We start from the raw sequence: 14,878 nt of genomic DNA on the forward strand, positions 1-14,878 counted from the left end.
GCGATCCTTCGCGCCGGCATCTCAGCCCAAAAACACCTTCTCGAAAGCTTGCTTGCCCGGTGGCGAGAAAATGACCGCGCGGCTGTCCTTTTCGCGGCGCGCCCATTTTTCGGCGAGGATCTTGTCGAGGATGGCGGCGCCCAGTGTGCCGGCGAGGTGCGAGCGGCGCACGCTCCAGTCGAGGCAGGCGCGGCAGACCGGCCGGCGCGGCTTGGCATCGACGTCGATGCCAATAGCGGCGAAATGCGAGGCAGCCGATGGCCCGAGCCTGATCTCCTTGTCGTCACGCAGCAGGATTTCTTTCTCGACGAAACAGTCAAGCATCGCCACGGCCTGCTCGCCGGCAAGGTGGTCGTAGCACACCCTCGCCACGCGCATGGCTCCGTCGCGCGGCCCCGGCCGTACGCGCTTTGGGCCAACGGCCTCCGCGACGCCGGTGATGGCTTCGATCATGCCCGCCACCTGTGGGCCGGCGAGGCCGTAATAACGATGCCGGCCCTGGCTCGCCAGCGTCAGCAGCCCGCCCTCCATCAGTTTGGACAGATGCGAGCTGGCGGTCGGCAGCGAGACGCCGGCCTCGAGCGCCAGTTCGCTTGCCGTCAGCGCCGTGCCGCCCATCAGCGCGTTGAGCATGTTTGCCCGCGCCGGATCGCCGACCAGGCTGGCGATGCGGGCAATGTCGGGTCCTTCACGCATAGTTCGTTCCTCATCGAAGCATTGTTGTCAGATAACCATTATTCTCCGACCAGATCAAGGAGACGACGATGACCGCACGAACCGCTTCCACCTCCACGCCCCTCTCCAGCCGCCAATCGTTTCCGTTCGTCACCTGGTTCCGTTCGCGGCTGCTGGCGCGCTGGTATGACCGCCGTCTGCAGCGCCTCGACCTTGCCGAGATCGACGATCATTTGCTGCGCGACCTTGGCCTGACACCGCAGGACGTGCGCCGCGAATGCGCGAAACCCTTCTGGCAGGCATGACCCGCAAGGGAATTGCCTAGCACACCGACCCTTGGGATGCTTCGACCCCGCTCGAAATGTCGCCGCAAGAAGAAATCAACCCGCCAAGGAGACGACCATGACCATCACTTGCTTCATCCGCTACGAGATCGATCCGTTCGGCAAGGCCGCCTTCGAGGAGTATGCCCGCAACTGGGGCCAGGCCATTCCGCGCTGCGGCGCCGATCTGATCGGCTATTTCGCGCCGCATGAGGGCTCGGCGACGACTGCCTACGCCGCGTACAACATCGAGAGCCTGGCGGCCTATGAGGCCTATCGCGCGCGCCTTGCCGCCGACCCAGCCGGCAAGGCAAACTACGAGTTCGCCCGCCGCGAAAAGTTCATCCATAGGGAGGATCGCATGTTCCTGAAGCTGGCTTCCGGCCCGCACGCGAAACTGGTGCTGCCGTGATCGCCGTCATCTTCGAGGTCGAGCCGGCAGACGGCAGACGCGACGCCTATCTCGGCATCGCCGCCGAATTGCGCCCGCTGCTCGACGGCATTGATGGATTCCTCTCCATCGAGCGCTTCCAGAGCCTGGCCGACCCGAACCGCATCCTGTCGCTGTCGTTCTGGCGCGACGAGGAGGCGGTCAAGGCCTGGCGCAACACCGAAGAACACCGGCAGGCGCAGAAGGCCGGCCGTGGCGGTATCTTTGCCGGCTACCGTCTGCGCATCGCCCATGTCGTGCGCGACTATGGGCTGACGGAGAGGGCCGAGGCGCCGCAGGATAGCCGGGCGGTGGTTGGGTGAGGTTCTTCCTTCTCCCCTTGTGGGAGATGGAAGAAGCTAAGCATTCCCGATCAGCACACCCGCCGCGAACACCAGGGCGCCGCCCAGCACCACCTGGAAGGCGGCGCGCAGGAAGGGCGTCTGCATGTAGCGGTTCTGGACGAAGGCGATGGCCCACAGTTCGAAGAACACCACCACCGCAGCAACCGCGGTCGCCGTCCAGAACTGCGGGATGAGATAGGGCAGCGCGTGGCCGAGCCCGCCCAGCGTCGTCATGATGCCGACGGTCAGGCCGCGCTTGATCGGTGAGCCTCGGCCCGACAGCTTGCCGTCGTCGGACGCGACTTCGGTGAAGCCCATCGAAATACCGGCGCCAATGGAGGCGGCAAGGCCGACCAGGAGTGTCTGCCAGGTGTCATGTGTGGCAAACGCGGCGGCGAAGATCGGCGCCAGCGTCGACACCGATCCATCCATCAATCCGGCCAGTCCCGGCTGCACATAGGTGAGGATGAACTGGCGCTGCTCGGCAACGGCCTCCTCGTCCTTCACTTCGCCCGGCACGTGCTTTTGCTCCAGCCGCTGCGCCAGCGTCTCATGGCCCTGCTCGGCCACCGCCAAATCGTCGAGCAGTTTCCGGGTCGAGGCGTCGGTGGTGCGCTTGGCCGCCTCGACATAGAACAGGTAGGCGCGCCGCTCCATCGCCTCGGCCTGGTTGCGCGCATGCTCGATGCCAAGCGGCCTCACCAGCCAGTCGGGCTTGCGCTCGAAGTAGCCTTTCACATGTTCGCGCCGGATCAGCGGAATGCGCTCGCCGAAACGCTTGCGGAAAAGTTCGATCAGCGCGTCGCGATGGCCATCCTCTTCCTCGGCCATCTCCTCGAACACTTTTGCCGATTGCGGAAAGTTTTCCGCCAGCCCGTCGGCGTAGGCCCGGTAGATGCGCCCGTCGTCTTCCTCGGATGAAATGGCCAGTGCCAGGATCTCCTGTTCGGAGAGCGATTCGAAGGGGCGGCGGCCGAAGCCGAAAACACGGGAAAGCATGAGGAATTCACCCTAGTTTAGAATTATTCTAAACTAGGGTTTGACATGCCCAACGTCAATTGCGCGCTTGGGTCGCGGTCAAGAATTGTTGAACCCCGTGCGCGAGGCACGCCTCTTCATTATCAGGTAATGTTCGCCTATATGTGGGACCAAGCTAAAAAGGGAATCCGCAGATGACGGCAAAACAGCCTCCGCACCACTATGACCCAAAACCCGTTCTCGATCTCATCGCCAGCATCGAGGCTGACCTGCAGCGCCTGAAAGGCCTGGTCGAGCAGCAGGTCGAGAAATTCGATCCCGCCAATCCGCACAACAAGGCCCCGGACGGCAAGCTGACCGAAGAGGGCGTCGAATGCTGCTACCGCATGTTCGACGACGGCAAGTCGCGCTACTCGGTCGCCCAGCAGATGAAGATCTCCTTCGCCGCCGCCACGCATCGCTTCAACACCTGGCGCAAACTGGGTGGGACAACGCGGCAGCGGGCGTTGTTGGGGTGAGAGCACGGTTCGCCGTAGGCGAATTGAAAGGTCCGGTGGACCTTTCAAAGGGCGCGAACCGGGGAGCTGCCGCAGGCAGCGGGCCCCCGGCTGAGGCGCTCGGCAGTAGCGGAGCGAGATGTCGGCGGGACAGCGCCCCCCTCTGTTCTGCCGGACATCTCCCCCACGAGGGGGGAGATTGGCAGCTTCGCCAGCAGCGCCCTTCTTCGACGTAGGAAATTGGCCAAAGCGGCCGCGGCATCCGATCCTCCCCCGTGTGGGGGAGATGTCCGGCAGGACAGAGGGCGGCGTGACGGCCGGGACGGTGGTGATCTCGCAATCACGCATGACTTCCCAAACTTTGTAACGGTCACATTTTTTCGTTGGTGTCGCGCGACCCTTTCCGTGCACCATGGCCGGACCACAGCTTCGCAGGATCCGCCATGACCACCCCTCCCGGCATAGAAGACATCCACCGCGCCGCGGCCCGGCTTTCCGGCCTGATTGTCGAAACCCCGTTGATCGAATCGCAGGAGCTGAACAAGCGTTTCGGCGCCCGCATCCTGTTCAAGCCGGAGACGCTGCAGCGCACCGGCTCGTTCAAGTTCCGCGGCGCCTACAACAAGCTGTCGTCGCTGAGCGAGGAAGAGCGCAGCCGAGGCGTGGTCGCCTTCTCGTCGGGCAACCATGCGCAAGGCGTCGCGGCGTCGGCGGCGATGTTCGGCGTCAAGGCGGTCATCGCCATGCCGTCCGACGCGCCGGCGATGAAGATCGGCAATGTCCGCAAGATGGGGGCGGAGGTGGTGCCGTTCGACCGTTTTCGCGACGACCGCATGAGCGTGGTGCGCCCCTACATCGAGAAAGGCCTGGTGCTGGTGCCGCCCTTCGACGACCCGGCCATCATCGCCGGCCAGGGCACGATCGGCCTCGAATTGATGGCCCAGGCGAAAGCGCTGGGCGTCAGCCTCGACGCGGTGGTGATCCCTTGCGGCGGCGGTGGCCTGTCGAGCGGAATCTCGGTTGCCGTCAAGGACGCCTCGCCGGACACCGCGGTCTGGGCGGTGGAGCCCGATCATTTCGACGACACCCGCCGTTCGCTGGCCGCCGGCGCCAGGGTTTCGAACGAGCCGGGCCACAGTTCGATCTGCGATGCGATCCTGACCGCCGAACCCGGCGTGATCACCTTCGAGATCAACCGCAGGAACCTCGCCGGCGGCATCGCCGTCTCCGACAAGGCGACGGCGCAGGCGATGCGCGACGCCATGGCCTATCTCAAGCTGGTGGTCGAGCCCGGCGGCTGCGTGGCGCTGGCGGCGCTGTCATCGGGCGAGATCGAGCTGACGGGCAAATGCGTTGCCGTGGTGCTGTCCGGCGGCAATGTCGATTTCGCTACCTATGCCGAGATCATGGCGGCGGCATAGAATCGCGATCGGTGCCACGCCACCGAGCACATCACTCGAAGCGGACGAGATTGAGAACCGGCAACGGACCGCCGGGGAACTGGGCGAGACGCGCGCCGATCGCCAGAGGGCCGAGATCGATGCCGTGGAAGCCAAGCCTGTCGATCAGTGCGCCGACCTCGGCCTTGGCCTGCACGTCGTCACCCGAATAGAACAGCACGCGCTTGCCGCCCTCCGCCGCCGGGTCGCTCGCCAGCAGGGGCGCCCGCAGATGGTTGAATGCCTTCACCACCCTCGCGCCGGGTACGAGACCTGCAAACACCTCGCTTGAGAAACGGCCCCCGAGATCGACTGGCTTGAACAGCGGCGCCTCAATCGAATTGTTGGCGTCGACAAAGATGCGCCCATTCCAGTCGGGAAGGCCGGTTTCGCCGGCAGTCTTGGGTGAGGGCGCCTTTGCTGGAATTGCCTTAGTCAAGCGTCCGCCTGAACCGGACCAGCGCGACGCCGGCAAACAGCGCCACGAATACCACCAGCCAGCCGATCTCCGTCGCCACCGCCGGCAGTTCGGCGCCCTTCAGCATCACCGCGCGTATGATGCGCAGGAAGTGGGTCAGCGGCAGGATTTCGCCGAACACCTGCGCCCAGGCCGGCATGCCGCGATAGGGGAACATGAAACCGGACAGCATGATCGACGGCAGGAAGAAGAAGAAAGTGAGCTGCAGCGCCTGCATCTGCGTGCGGGCGATGGTCGAGATCGTATAGCCGAGCAGCACCAGCGCCAGCACGAAGATCAGCACGGCGGTCAACAGCAGCGACATCGAGCCGGTGAAGGGGATGGCGAACAGAAGCTTCGCCGCCGCCAGCACCACCACCACCTGCACGCCGCCGACCGCCAGATAGGGCAGCACCTTGCCCATCATGATCTCGAGCGGGCTGGACGGCATCGCCAGCAGGTTTTCCATCGTGCCGCGCTCGGTCTCGCGGGTCAGCGCGATCGAGGTCATCATCACCATCGTCATCTGCAGGATGACGCCGAGCAGGCCGGGCACGATGTTGTATTGCGAGATGCCTTCGGGATTATAGCGCCGGTGCACCACCACTTCGAGCTGGCCGAGTGCCGCCTCGGCGGCGGCCTCCTGCATGCCGCGCGCCCGGAGCAGCGCCTGGCTGGCGACGGTGCCAAGCGTCGAGATGGCGCCGCTGGCAACGGCCGGGTCGGTGGCGTCGGCCTCGATCAGGATCTGCGGGCTGTCGCCGCGCTCGACGCGGCGGGCGAAATCGGCGGGGATGGTGACGACGAAGGCGACATCGCCACGCGACATCAGGAATTCCGCGTCGGCCGCACTTTGCGAGACATGGTCGAAACGGTAGTAGCCGGTGGTCTGCAGGGCCGAGACCATGGCGCGCGTATAGGGGTCGCTGCTGGTCGCCACCAGCGCCGCCGGCAGGCTTTTGGGATCATTGTTGATGGCATAGCCAAACAGCACCAGCTGCATCAGCGGCACGCCGAGCATCATGGCGAAGGTGATGCGGTCGCGCCGCATCTGGATGAATTCCTTGATCAGCAGCGCGCCAAGCCGGGCGAAGGAAAAGACACTGTTCATGCCATGTTGTCCTTTGAGCCGGACATGAACTGGATGAAGACATCCTCGAGGCTGGTTTCGCCCGGCGTCACCGTCACGCCCTTGTGCTCTTTCTCGACATCGGCGAGTGCTGCTTTGAGCTTCTTGCCGTCGGAGCCGACGACATGCAGCGTTGCGCCGAACGGCGCCACCTGGTCGACGCCGGGGCGGCCCTGAAGCGCTTCAGCCACCTGGTCGAGCCGCGGGCCCTGCACGACAAACGTCGTCAGTCCGGCATTCTTCACCACCTCGGCAACGGTGCCGGTGGCCAGCATCTTGCCGTAGGAAATGTAGCTGATGCGGTGGCAGCGCTCGGCCTCGTCCATGTAGTGGGTGGAGACCAGCACGGTCAGCCCGCCGCCGGCGAGGCGATGGATCTCGTCCCAGAATTCGCGCCGCGCCTTCGGATCGACGCCGGCCGTCGGCTCGTCGAGCAGCAGCAGCTTCGGCTTGTGCATGATGCAGGCGGCCAGCGCCAGCCGCTGCTTCCAGCCGCCCGACAGGGTGCCGGCCAGCTGGTTGCGGCGCGAGGTCAGGCCGAGGTCCTCCAATGTGCGCGCTACGTGTTCCTCGACCGGCTTCAACCGGTAGAGCCGCGCGACGAACTCGAGATTCTCGCCGATCGTCAGATCCTCGTAGAAGGAGAATTTCTGCGTCATGTAGCCGACTTCGCGCTTGATGCGCAGACTGTCGGTGCGGATGTTGAAGCCGAGCACCGTGCCTTCGCCCTCGTCGGGCGTCAGCAGGCCGCACATGATGCGGATGGTGGTGGTCTTGCCCGAACCGTTGGGCCCGAGAAAGCCGACGATCTCGCCTTCGGCCACCGTCATCGTCACATGGTCGACGACGGTCTTGTCGCCGAAGCGCTTGACCAGGCCGTGGACATCGATGGCGTTCATTTTCCGGCGTCCGCGAGATCGACATCGACGATCTGGCCGGGCTGCAGCGGGCCGGCGTCGCCCTCCGGCCGCGCCTCGACCAGATAGACCAGCTTCTGCCGGTTCTCCAAGGAATAGATCACCGGTGGGGTGAATTCCGGATCCGGCGAGACGTAGCTGACCCGTGCCTTCACGTCCGGGCCGCAGCCGTCGCAGTGGACGCCGAGCAAGGTTCCGACCTTGACCGAGGAGAAGGCGGCTTCCGGAATGTAGACGCTGAGCTTCACCGCGCCGTCAGGCAGGATCGAAATGACCGGCGCGGTCGGGCCGGCAGTGTCGCCCGGATTGCGGATGACATCGTTGACGCGGCCCGGCGACGGCGCGGCCAGCACCCGTTTCGACAGCCGCCACTGCGCCTGCTCCAGGGTCGCCTGCGCCTGCTTGACCTGATTGTCGGCGGCTTTGATCGTCTCGGGGCGCGCCGGCAGGCCGCCGACCGCGAGATTGGCATTGGCCTGGCCGACCTGGGCATTGGCTGTCTCCAGCGTCGCGGAGGCCGTGTCGAAGTCGGCCTGTGTGCCGGCGCCGCGCTTGAACAGATCGGCAGCCCGATCATATTTGCGCTTGGCGTCGGCGGCCTGGGCGCTGGCCATATCGACCTCGGCCCTGAGCACTGCGATCTCTTCCGGGCGCTTGCCGATCTGCAGGTCGGCCAATTGCGCCTGCGCCTGGGCAAGGCCGGCCTCGGCCTGGGCAACCGCGATCCTGGCATCGGCGCTTTCCAGCGTCACCACGGTCGTGCCGGGCACCACACGATCGCCGCGCTTGACCGTGACGGTCTCGACCTGCGCCACCTCGATCGGCGCCAGCAGCACATAGTCGCCCTCGACATAACCGACGGCCAGCGGTGCCACCGGCGCGCAGGCGCTGAACAGCTGCGCGGCGAGCGGCAGCGAACACAGAAAGCTCATGGTGTTTGCCCCTTCATCCTTGCCCCCTCCTGGCAGCCAATATGGCCGTGAGATTGCCCGATGTGGCCGCCACCACCTTGGCCGCCTCGGCGGCGCCGATATCCTTCCAGCCCATGCGGCGCATCACCGCCTCACGGCCGATGCGGAAATAGATGACCTGGCCGATCAGCGTGAACACGGTGAGCCTCGTGGCCTCGCTTTCGGATGGCTCGCCGGTCGCCTGTTCCCAGAGCTGGCAAAGCCGGCGATGCGTCGGCTCGAAGACGCCGTCATAGATGCGGTCGAGCGCTGCCGTCGGATGGGAAAGCTCGCGCAGCACGAACTGGACGATCTCGCCGGCCTGCGGACTTGCGACGACAAAGCCGACCATCCGCTCCAGCGCTGCGAAGAGCTGAGCTTGCGCCGCCTCTGGACTGGCCGGTCCCGGCGCAGGTGCCTGCACATTGCCGAGCGCCTGGCCGGCAACAGTCTGGATGGTCTCGACGATAAAGTCGGCGGCGGCGGTGCGAAGACCTTCCTTGCCGCCGAAATGATAGGCGATCGAACCGATATTGGCTTGCGCTTCCGCCGCGATCTGACGCGTCGAGGTGCCGTCGAAACCCTGCCTGCCGAACAGTTTCAGCGCCGCCTGGACAAGGGCCGCGCGCGTCATGTCGGCGGGAGACGCTTCGCGGCGAGGGTTTTGGTTTTGTGTGTCCGGCAATTTGATCATGAGAGCTATTTAATCAATCGATTGATTAAAGTCAATCCATGAGTCAATCTGTGTGCGCGACTGTCTTGCCATCTTCGGCGGCAGACGCTTTAGTGCGCGGCCATGGGCAAGGAAGTCGAACGCAAATTCCTGGTCTCCAGCACCGCATGGCGGGATCTGGTTGAGGCGGATATCCGCATTCGTCAGTTCTATCTCGCCGCGACACCCGGTCGAACCTTGCGCGTCCGCATCAGCGATGGCACGTCCGCCAAGCTGACGCTCAAATTCGGCAGCAGGGCGCGCGAGCGCGATGAATTCGAGTATCCGATCCCGCTGGCGGAGGCCGAGGAGATGCTGGCCTTCGCGCTTGGGCGTGTCATAGAGAAGACACGCCACCATGTTAGGCATGGCGGCTATCTCTATGAGGTCGATGTCTTTGGCGGCCCGCTTGCGGGACTTGTCGTCGCCGAACTCGAGACGCCGGAGGACGTGCCGGACGAAATGCTGCCTGACTGGCTCGGCCGCGAAGTCACCGGCGAGTCTGAATTCTACAACGCGTCGCTCGCCCTCGGGGGGATTCCGGAGATCGCCGCATGAGTTTTCGTATCGATCCGCGCCTGCCGCTGACCGGCGAGGTCAGGCGTATCCTTGCCGAGGAGATCGGCAAGGCATTGGCCCATCTCGACGCCGCGCGCAGCCGGCCGGAACAGGCGCTGCACAAATGCCGCAAGCGGCTGAAGAGCGCGCGCGCCTTGCTACGCCTGGTTCGTTCCGGTGACGAAACATTCTGCGAGACGGAGAACCAGTGCTACCGCAACGTGGCCGGCCTGCTTGCCGGGCCGCGCGAGGCGACGGCGCTGATCGAGACCATCGACCGCCTGGCGGCAAGTTTTCCCAAGGAGAGCGCCAACGATGGTCTGGGCGCGGTGCGCGACAGGCTGATCGCCCGCCAGCATGAATTGCATGAAGGTGCCGGGCTCGAGGCGGCGATAGCTGCTGCGACCGCCGCTTGCGAGGAAGGCCTGCACCGGATCGACACACTCGCTCTGCCCGATCAGCCGGAACAGGCCGCCGACGTGCTTGCCGAAGGCGCCCGCGTCACCTTGCGCCGGGCCAGGAAGGCGCTCGGCAAGGCCGGATCGCGCGGCGCGGCCAATGATTTCCACGACCTGCGCAAGGCGGCCAAGACCCACGGCATGCATTTGTCGCTGCTCGGCAGGCTGTGGCCGACGCCGATCAAGGCCAGGCGCAAGGCGGTCGACGAACTGGGTGAGCGGTTGGGCGACCTGCACGATGTGCTGGTGATGCGCGCGCTGCTCGAGGTCGATGTCCGTCCGCTCGGACCGTCCGAGGACACCAAGCTTCTGGGCAAGCTCTTGAAGCGGTCGGAGAAGCATCTGAAGAAGAGCTGTCTCGCCGACGCGGCCGAGCTGTTCGGCGACAGTCCCAAACGCTCGACACGCAAACTGGCCCGCAAGGCGCGCGACGACCTGGCTGCCGCCCCATTGCCGGAAGATGCCGCGGCGACCGCCAGCTGACGGACGTGTGGCTGGCGTCCAGCCGCCTGCATATGTTAATCGCCATATGGCATGACCGAGCTTGGCGAAACGCTTCTGGATCGACTTGGCCGCCGGCTCGCCGGCCGGCTGCAGGAAGAATCTTCCGGCTACGAGCCCTACACACCGTCCGATTCCGAGACGCTGCGCCGCACGCTGGAGCCCGGCGACATCCTGCTGATCGAGGGCAACCAGAAAATCTCGGCGGTGATCAAGTACCTGACCCAGTCGACCTGGTCGCATGCCGCCTTCTATATCGGCGACGCCTTGCCCGAACCGCAGGACGGAACGGAGCGGCCGCGCCTGATCGAGGTCACGATGGGCGAAGGCTGCGTCGCCGTGCCGCTGTCGCGCTATCGCACCTACAACACCCGCATCTGCCGGGCGAGCGGGCTGGCCCCGGAGGACCGCGACAGGGTCGTCGCCTTCATGATCGGCAAGCTCGGCCTGAAATACGATCTCAAGAACATTTTCGACATGCTGCGTTTTTTTCTGCCGACGCCACCTGTACCGGTGCGCTGGCGCCGCCGCATGCTGGCGTTCGGCTCCGGCGACCCGACACGGGCCATCTGTTCCTCGCTGATCGCCGAGGCCTATGGCCAGATCCGCTATCCGATCCTGCCTGAGATCACCCGCGCGCCCGGCCGCGCTTCGGCGCAGTCGAACTATTCGCGCAAGGAAATCCTGCACATCCGCCACCACTCGCTGTACACGCCGCGCGATTTCGACCTGTCTCCCTATTTCCGCATCGTCAAGCCGACGCTGGAATATGGTTTCGACTACCGAGCGGTGACCTGGGACGACAAGGCAAGCACAGACGCCGCAGCCGCAAAGGCTGGCGCAATCGCCTCAGACACGTGATGGCTTTCGGCCCAGGTCAGGACATGCCCCTATGGCGCGGCCTCCAGCCGAGGTGCAGGCGTTTCACATGGCGGCCTATTTCATGCCGAAACTGCAATAGCACCCTGGTTTTCGGCTCTGTATTCGACCCAGACATGGACCGGTTCGTCCCGGCCACGGATGCTCACCGGTCCATGATCGCGCGCATTCAACTGTGTCGTGGGCGATTCCGCCTTCGCGGCCTCAATCAGTCGTGACCCAAAGCAAATATTCGCCTGAAGCTCACGGCAGAGCGACTGCAAACGGCTGGCGACGTTGACGGTGTCGCCCACCACCGCGAAGGACAGATTGCGCTCGCTGCCGACCGCGCCGATGACCACTGCGCCATATTGTGCACCGATCCGAACGTCCAGCGGCGGGTATCCCCTGGACACCCGCTGTACATTCCAGTCTTCGAGAGCGGCGACCATCGCTTCAGCGCACTGGATGGCCCGAGTCGCGTCGTCATGGCTGGCTTGCGGAACCCCGAATGTCGCCATGATGCAATCGCCGATATAGTTATCGACGGTGCCATGGTGGTCGAAAACGACCTGTTCCATGCGACGGTGGAACTGACGCAGAAGTTCGAACACTGCTTCGGCCGGATGATCCTCGGAATAGTGTGTGAAACCGACGATGTCGGCGAACAGCACCGCGATATCCTGCCGGCGGACCGGGCCGAAGGGCTCGTCATCGGTGGCGAGCTGGTCGACGACATTGGGCGAAAAATGCCGGGCGAGATTGGCGCGGGCGCGCTCTGCCTTGACATAGTCTTCCGACAGATGTCGGGAACGAAAGACGACCAGCGCCATGATCGCGCCGATAATCAGCACAACCAACACGTTGGTCGCCTGCGCAAATGTATCGACGAAATTGGGGTTGAGATAGAGGTTCAGTTGCTCTGTCATCGGCAGCGAATAGAGGTTCGTCGCCGGAATGACGGTTCCCGGATGAGAAATCACCCATCCCACCCCGATCGCCCATGTCAAGGCAGCGAGCGCGCCGAGATAGAGCGCCAATCGTGTCGAAAGGGTCAGCGCGCCAAGGCATACGAAAATCAGCAGGAATTTGAAGCTGCCCTCGCGCAGTTGCATCGCGGCCGGCGCGACCTCCAGGGAAAACGGGTTGGGCGTTACCAGCAGAACGGTTAAAAGAATGATGTCCAGCGTACCGACGAGGTAACCGATCCACCATCGCGCCGTGCGACGGCGCGCAAAGAGAAACTGGATCAGGCCGACGAGCTGGAACAGCACGAGGCCCGCCAGCACGAAGAGCAGCGAAGCATCCCAGCGGCTGATCAATGAAAAGAAGCAGGAGATCGCAGCGAGCGATGCCGTACGCGCCCAGAACTGCAATGCAGCACCCTGGCGTTCTGCGCGCGCCCGCAAATTTTTCAGGCGCGAATAGCGGCGAAGTTCAAGTGTTGGCGCGGTCGGCATAGGAACACTTCGATTTCACGGGGACGTGTCACGCATTCGGCAAACCCGCCCTCTACAGTCTGGCAAATCAGTGCGCGAACTCTATCATGAATGTGATTTAATTTTTGAAACGCGGCTGCAAAGAGCAAAAATGTCCGGACAAAAGATCATGGTGAAAGCCGAAGCAGGACAGGCGGAGACTTCCCTGTTCAGGTCACCAAAAAACCGCAGTGCCCGGCGTCATTCTCTACATGGATGCGTTCGGCCCGCGGCCGGCGCTGGGCGGCATGGCGGAACGCATGGCTGCAGAGGCTATACCGTGTTGGTGCCGGATCTGTTCTGTCCCAACGCGCCCTATCCTGCTCGGGATAATTGGCCGTGTCAGGCCGGTAACGGGCGGCGTCCCTTTGCAGGAGTGGCGGGCCGATCGAACGCGCCGGCATCGCGCGGGTGCGGGCCGATCGGCATGATCGCCGGAAACGGTGTTGCGCCAAAGGCGAACGTCCATTTGTAGCCGACCAACCCGTCCTCCGGCGTGGTGTGCTGGTCGTGATGGGCAAGCAACTTGGCGCGGGTCGCCAGTTCCTCCGCCTCGCGCCGCACCATCTCCGCCGTCTCCGGCCGCATCCGCCTCGAGAAGCTGACAAAGGTCGCTTCCTTGTCGATATGGGTGATCGCCCAGCCGACAAAATTCTTGTTGGTCATCTCGAACAGCGGCCTCAGCGGCCCTTCGAAATTCCACTGGATCGGTGTCTCGACCAGCAATCGCGCGGTGAGACCCCGGCCGAGCGCGACCAAGCCGAGCTCCTCCAGATCGCGCAGATAAAGAAACATCGAGGCCTCGCTCAGGCCCTGCGAGCGCATGATGCCTTCAGGCGTGAATTTCTCCGACAGCATGACGAAGATGAACAGCAGCGCCGGCCGGCCGGCGAGCTTGCGCTCGATCTCCGGCGCGATGTGGTTGACCGGCCCCGGCCCCCGGTTCATCGAGCCGAGCACGTTTTCCAGCTCGACGCCGGCAGCCGTGCAGATCTCCATCAGCCGGTCGAGCTTGCAGTTGCGCTCGTGGAAGATGCGCTTCACCGTCGGCTCGGAAACGCCCATGCGTTCGGCCAGTTCGCGATAGGTGACGCCCTTCGCCTTCAGCGTCCGCTTCAGCGCCTCGAAGATCAGACCGTTCATCGGATGCACCTCTTGCCGGCAGTTTCGTATCGGCTTTCGATACTAGCGGTAATCGGCCTTTCGCAAAAGTATCGAAAATCATAGCTCTCCGCCGTCATCACAGGAGAGCACCCATGAACCGCTTCATCACCTCAGCCCTCGTCGCAGTCATCGGCATCGCGGCGGCGCCTGCCGCCCAGGCGGGCGAGCTCTGGCGCGCGACGGGCTTCGAACAACCGGAATCGGCGCTGTTCGACGCCGCCAACAACCGCATCATCGTTTCCAACATCGTCGGCAATCCCGGCGACGCCGACGGCAACGGCTATCTGTCGGTGCTTTCGATCGACGGCAAGACGGTCACCCAGCACTGGACCGACGGCATGGACGCGCCCAAGGGCATGGCGATTTCGGGCGGGAAGCTCTATGTCGCCGACATCACCAAGGTCCGCGTCGTCGATCTGGCCAGCGGCAAGCTCGTCGCCAGCATCACGGTGCCGAATGCAGTCTTCCTCAACGACATGACATCAGATCAATCCGGCAAGGTCTATGTCACCGACATGCTGGCCGATGCGATCTACCGGATCGACGATGACCGGCCTGAACTGTTCGCAAGGGATGCGGCGCTGGCTTCGCCCAATGGCGTCTTTGCCGATGGCGACAGGCTGATCGTCGCCTCCTGGGGCAAGGGCATCAAGCCTGACTTCAGCACTGCCGAGCCGGGCGGGCTGCTGTCGGTCGATCTCGCCAGCAAGGTGGTTTCGCCATTGCCAGGTGCGCAGAAATTCGCCGACCTCGACGGCGTCATCGCCATCGGCGACACCATCTACGCCACCGCCTACATGACCGGCACGCTCTATCGCTACAGGGCCGGCGGCGCGCCGGAAGCGGTTGCGCATTTCAAGCCGGGCTCCGCCGACATCGGCACCGACGGCAAGTCGATCCTCTATGTGCCGCTGATGAACGAGGGCGAAGTCGCCGCGCTGAAGCTCGACTGAGAGCTGGCGCCTCAGAGCCTACGAGACCCAACAGCCGTGAGATGGACAGTCATTCGT

17 protein-coding genes and 1 pseudogene are annotated in these 14,878 nt (G+C 64.2%); 9 read left to right on the plus strand and 9 right to left on the minus strand.

What is annotated here, in order from left to right:
• Nucleotides 1–21: 21 nt before the first annotated feature.
• Nucleotides 22–696 carry an ArsR/SmtB family transcription factor gene (locus ACFSOZ_RS04540; protein WP_379094100.1) on the minus strand — a complete coding sequence of 225 codons (675 nt, stop codon included), beginning with the start codon at nt 694–696 and terminating at the stop codon, nt 22–24.
• Between the two features lie 68 nt (nt 697–764).
• Between ACFSOZ_RS04540 and ACFSOZ_RS04545 the strand changes: the two genes are divergently transcribed.
• The 3 genes from ACFSOZ_RS04545 (at nt 765) to ACFSOZ_RS04555 (ending at nt 1,751) form a co-directional block, all read left to right on the plus strand.
• The gene (locus ACFSOZ_RS04545) at nt 765–980 is read left to right on the plus strand and encodes a DUF1127 domain-containing protein (RefSeq protein ID WP_379094102.1); all 216 of its coding nucleotides are present in this window, start codon (nt 765–767) and stop codon (nt 978–980) included.
• A 97-nt stretch (nt 981–1,077) separates the two neighbouring features.
• Nucleotides 1,078–1,410, plus strand: a complete 333-nt coding sequence (locus ACFSOZ_RS04550) for an NIPSNAP family protein (protein ID WP_379094105.1) — start codon at nt 1,078–1,080, stop codon at nt 1,408–1,410.
• Nucleotides 1,407–1,751 carry an antibiotic biosynthesis monooxygenase family protein gene (locus ACFSOZ_RS04555; protein ID WP_379094108.1) on the plus strand — a complete coding sequence of 115 codons (345 nt, stop codon included), beginning with the start codon at nt 1,407–1,409 and terminating at the stop codon, nt 1,749–1,751. The genes ACFSOZ_RS04550 and ACFSOZ_RS04555 overlap by 4 nt, the downstream gene beginning before the upstream one ends.
• 36 nt (nt 1,752–1,787) lie before the next feature.
• On the opposite strand, the gene mbfA is transcribed toward ACFSOZ_RS04555, so the two are convergent.
• On the minus strand, nt 1,788–2,771 hold the full coding sequence (mbfA, locus tag ACFSOZ_RS04560) for an iron exporter MbfA (protein WP_379094110.1): 984 nt from the start codon (nt 2,769–2,771) through the stop codon (nt 1,788–1,790).
• Between the two features lie 173 nt (nt 2,772–2,944).
• On the opposite strand from mbfA, the gene ACFSOZ_RS04565 reads away from it, so the two are divergent.
• Together ACFSOZ_RS04565 and ACFSOZ_RS04570 are read left to right on the plus strand one after the other, a co-directional pair.
• Nucleotides 2,945–3,268, plus strand: coding sequence for a hypothetical protein (locus ACFSOZ_RS04565; protein ID WP_379094113.1), 324 nt, complete (start codon nt 2,945–2,947; stop codon nt 3,266–3,268).
• A 422-nt stretch (nt 3,269–3,690) separates the two neighbouring features.
• Nucleotides 3,691–4,668, plus strand: a complete 978-nt coding sequence (locus tag ACFSOZ_RS04570) for a threonine/serine dehydratase (protein WP_379094116.1) — start codon at nt 3,691–3,693, stop codon at nt 4,666–4,668.
• Nucleotides 4,669–4,699: 31 nt separating this feature from the next.
• Here ACFSOZ_RS04570 and ACFSOZ_RS04575 read toward each other — a convergent pair.
• The 5 genes and pseudogenes from ACFSOZ_RS04575 to ACFSOZ_RS04595 all read right to left on the minus strand — a co-directional run.
• Nucleotides 4,700–5,071, minus strand: a pseudogene (locus ACFSOZ_RS04575) (NADPH-dependent F420 reductase); the annotation flags it as partial.
• 46 nt (nt 5,072–5,117) lie between these two features.
• The gene (locus ACFSOZ_RS04580) at nt 5,118–6,254 is read right to left on the minus strand and encodes an ABC transporter permease (RefSeq protein ID WP_379094119.1); all 1,137 of its coding nucleotides are present in this window, start codon (nt 6,252–6,254) and stop codon (nt 5,118–5,120) included.
• Complete coding sequence (locus ACFSOZ_RS04585; RefSeq protein ID WP_379094122.1) at nt 6,251–7,171, minus strand: ABC transporter ATP-binding protein; 921 nt, start codon at nt 7,169–7,171, stop codon at nt 6,251–6,253. Before ACFSOZ_RS04585 ends, ACFSOZ_RS04580 begins: the two co-directional genes overlap by 4 nt.
• On the minus strand, nt 7,168–8,121 hold the full coding sequence (locus ACFSOZ_RS04590) for an HlyD family secretion protein (RefSeq protein WP_379094130.1): 954 nt from the start codon (nt 8,119–8,121) through the stop codon (nt 7,168–7,170). The genes ACFSOZ_RS04585 and ACFSOZ_RS04590 overlap by 4 nt, the downstream gene beginning before the upstream one ends.
• A 13-nt stretch (nt 8,122–8,134) precedes the next feature.
• A complete protein-coding gene (locus tag ACFSOZ_RS04595) occupies nt 8,135–8,833 on the minus strand; it encodes a CerR family C-terminal domain-containing protein (protein ID WP_379094133.1) in 699 nt (232 codons plus the stop codon).
• A 102-nt stretch (nt 8,834–8,935) separates the two neighbouring features.
• On the opposite strand from ACFSOZ_RS04595, the gene ACFSOZ_RS04600 reads away from it, so the two are divergent.
• Genes ACFSOZ_RS04600 through ACFSOZ_RS04610 form a run of 3 tightly spaced genes read left to right on the plus strand, consistent with a single transcriptional unit; the run spans nt 8,936 to nt 11,229 of the window.
• The gene (locus ACFSOZ_RS04600) at nt 8,936–9,409 is read left to right on the plus strand and encodes a CYTH domain-containing protein (RefSeq protein ID WP_379094136.1); all 474 of its coding nucleotides are present in this window, start codon (nt 8,936–8,938) and stop codon (nt 9,407–9,409) included.
• Entirely contained in the window at nt 9,406–10,350 is a 945-nt protein-coding gene (locus tag ACFSOZ_RS04605; RefSeq protein WP_379094139.1) for a CHAD domain-containing protein, read from the plus strand. Before ACFSOZ_RS04600 ends, ACFSOZ_RS04605 begins: the two co-directional genes overlap by 4 nt.
• A 51-nt stretch (nt 10,351–10,401) precedes the next feature.
• Nucleotides 10,402–11,229: a C40 family peptidase gene (locus tag ACFSOZ_RS04610; RefSeq protein ID WP_379094142.1), complete on the plus strand. Its 828-nt coding sequence runs from the start codon at nt 10,402–10,404 to the stop codon at nt 11,227–11,229.
• Between the two features lie 80 nt (nt 11,230–11,309).
• Here ACFSOZ_RS04610 and ACFSOZ_RS04615 read toward each other — a convergent pair whose 3' ends face one another.
• Both ACFSOZ_RS04615 and ACFSOZ_RS04620 read right to left on the minus strand, forming a co-directional pair.
• Nucleotides 11,310–12,686, minus strand: a complete 1,377-nt coding sequence (locus ACFSOZ_RS04615) for an adenylate/guanylate cyclase domain-containing protein (protein WP_379094145.1) — start codon at nt 12,684–12,686, stop codon at nt 11,310–11,312.
• Between the two features lie 360 nt (nt 12,687–13,046).
• The gene (locus ACFSOZ_RS04620) at nt 13,047–13,847 is read right to left on the minus strand and encodes a helix-turn-helix domain-containing protein (protein WP_379094148.1); all 801 of its coding nucleotides are present in this window, start codon (nt 13,845–13,847) and stop codon (nt 13,047–13,049) included.
• A gap of 113 nt (nt 13,848–13,960) precedes the next feature.
• On the opposite strand from ACFSOZ_RS04620, the gene ACFSOZ_RS04625 reads away from it, so the two are divergent.
• On the plus strand, nt 13,961–14,821 hold the full coding sequence (locus ACFSOZ_RS04625) for an SMP-30/gluconolactonase/LRE family protein (protein WP_379094151.1): 861 nt from the start codon (nt 13,961–13,963) through the stop codon (nt 14,819–14,821).
• The last annotated feature ends 57 nt before the right edge of the window (nt 14,822–14,878 follow it).

The sequence above is a fragment of the Mesorhizobium newzealandense genome (genome assembly GCF_042682145.1).
GTDB lineage: Bacteria > Pseudomonadota > Alphaproteobacteria > Rhizobiales > Rhizobiaceae > Mesorhizobium > Mesorhizobium newzealandense.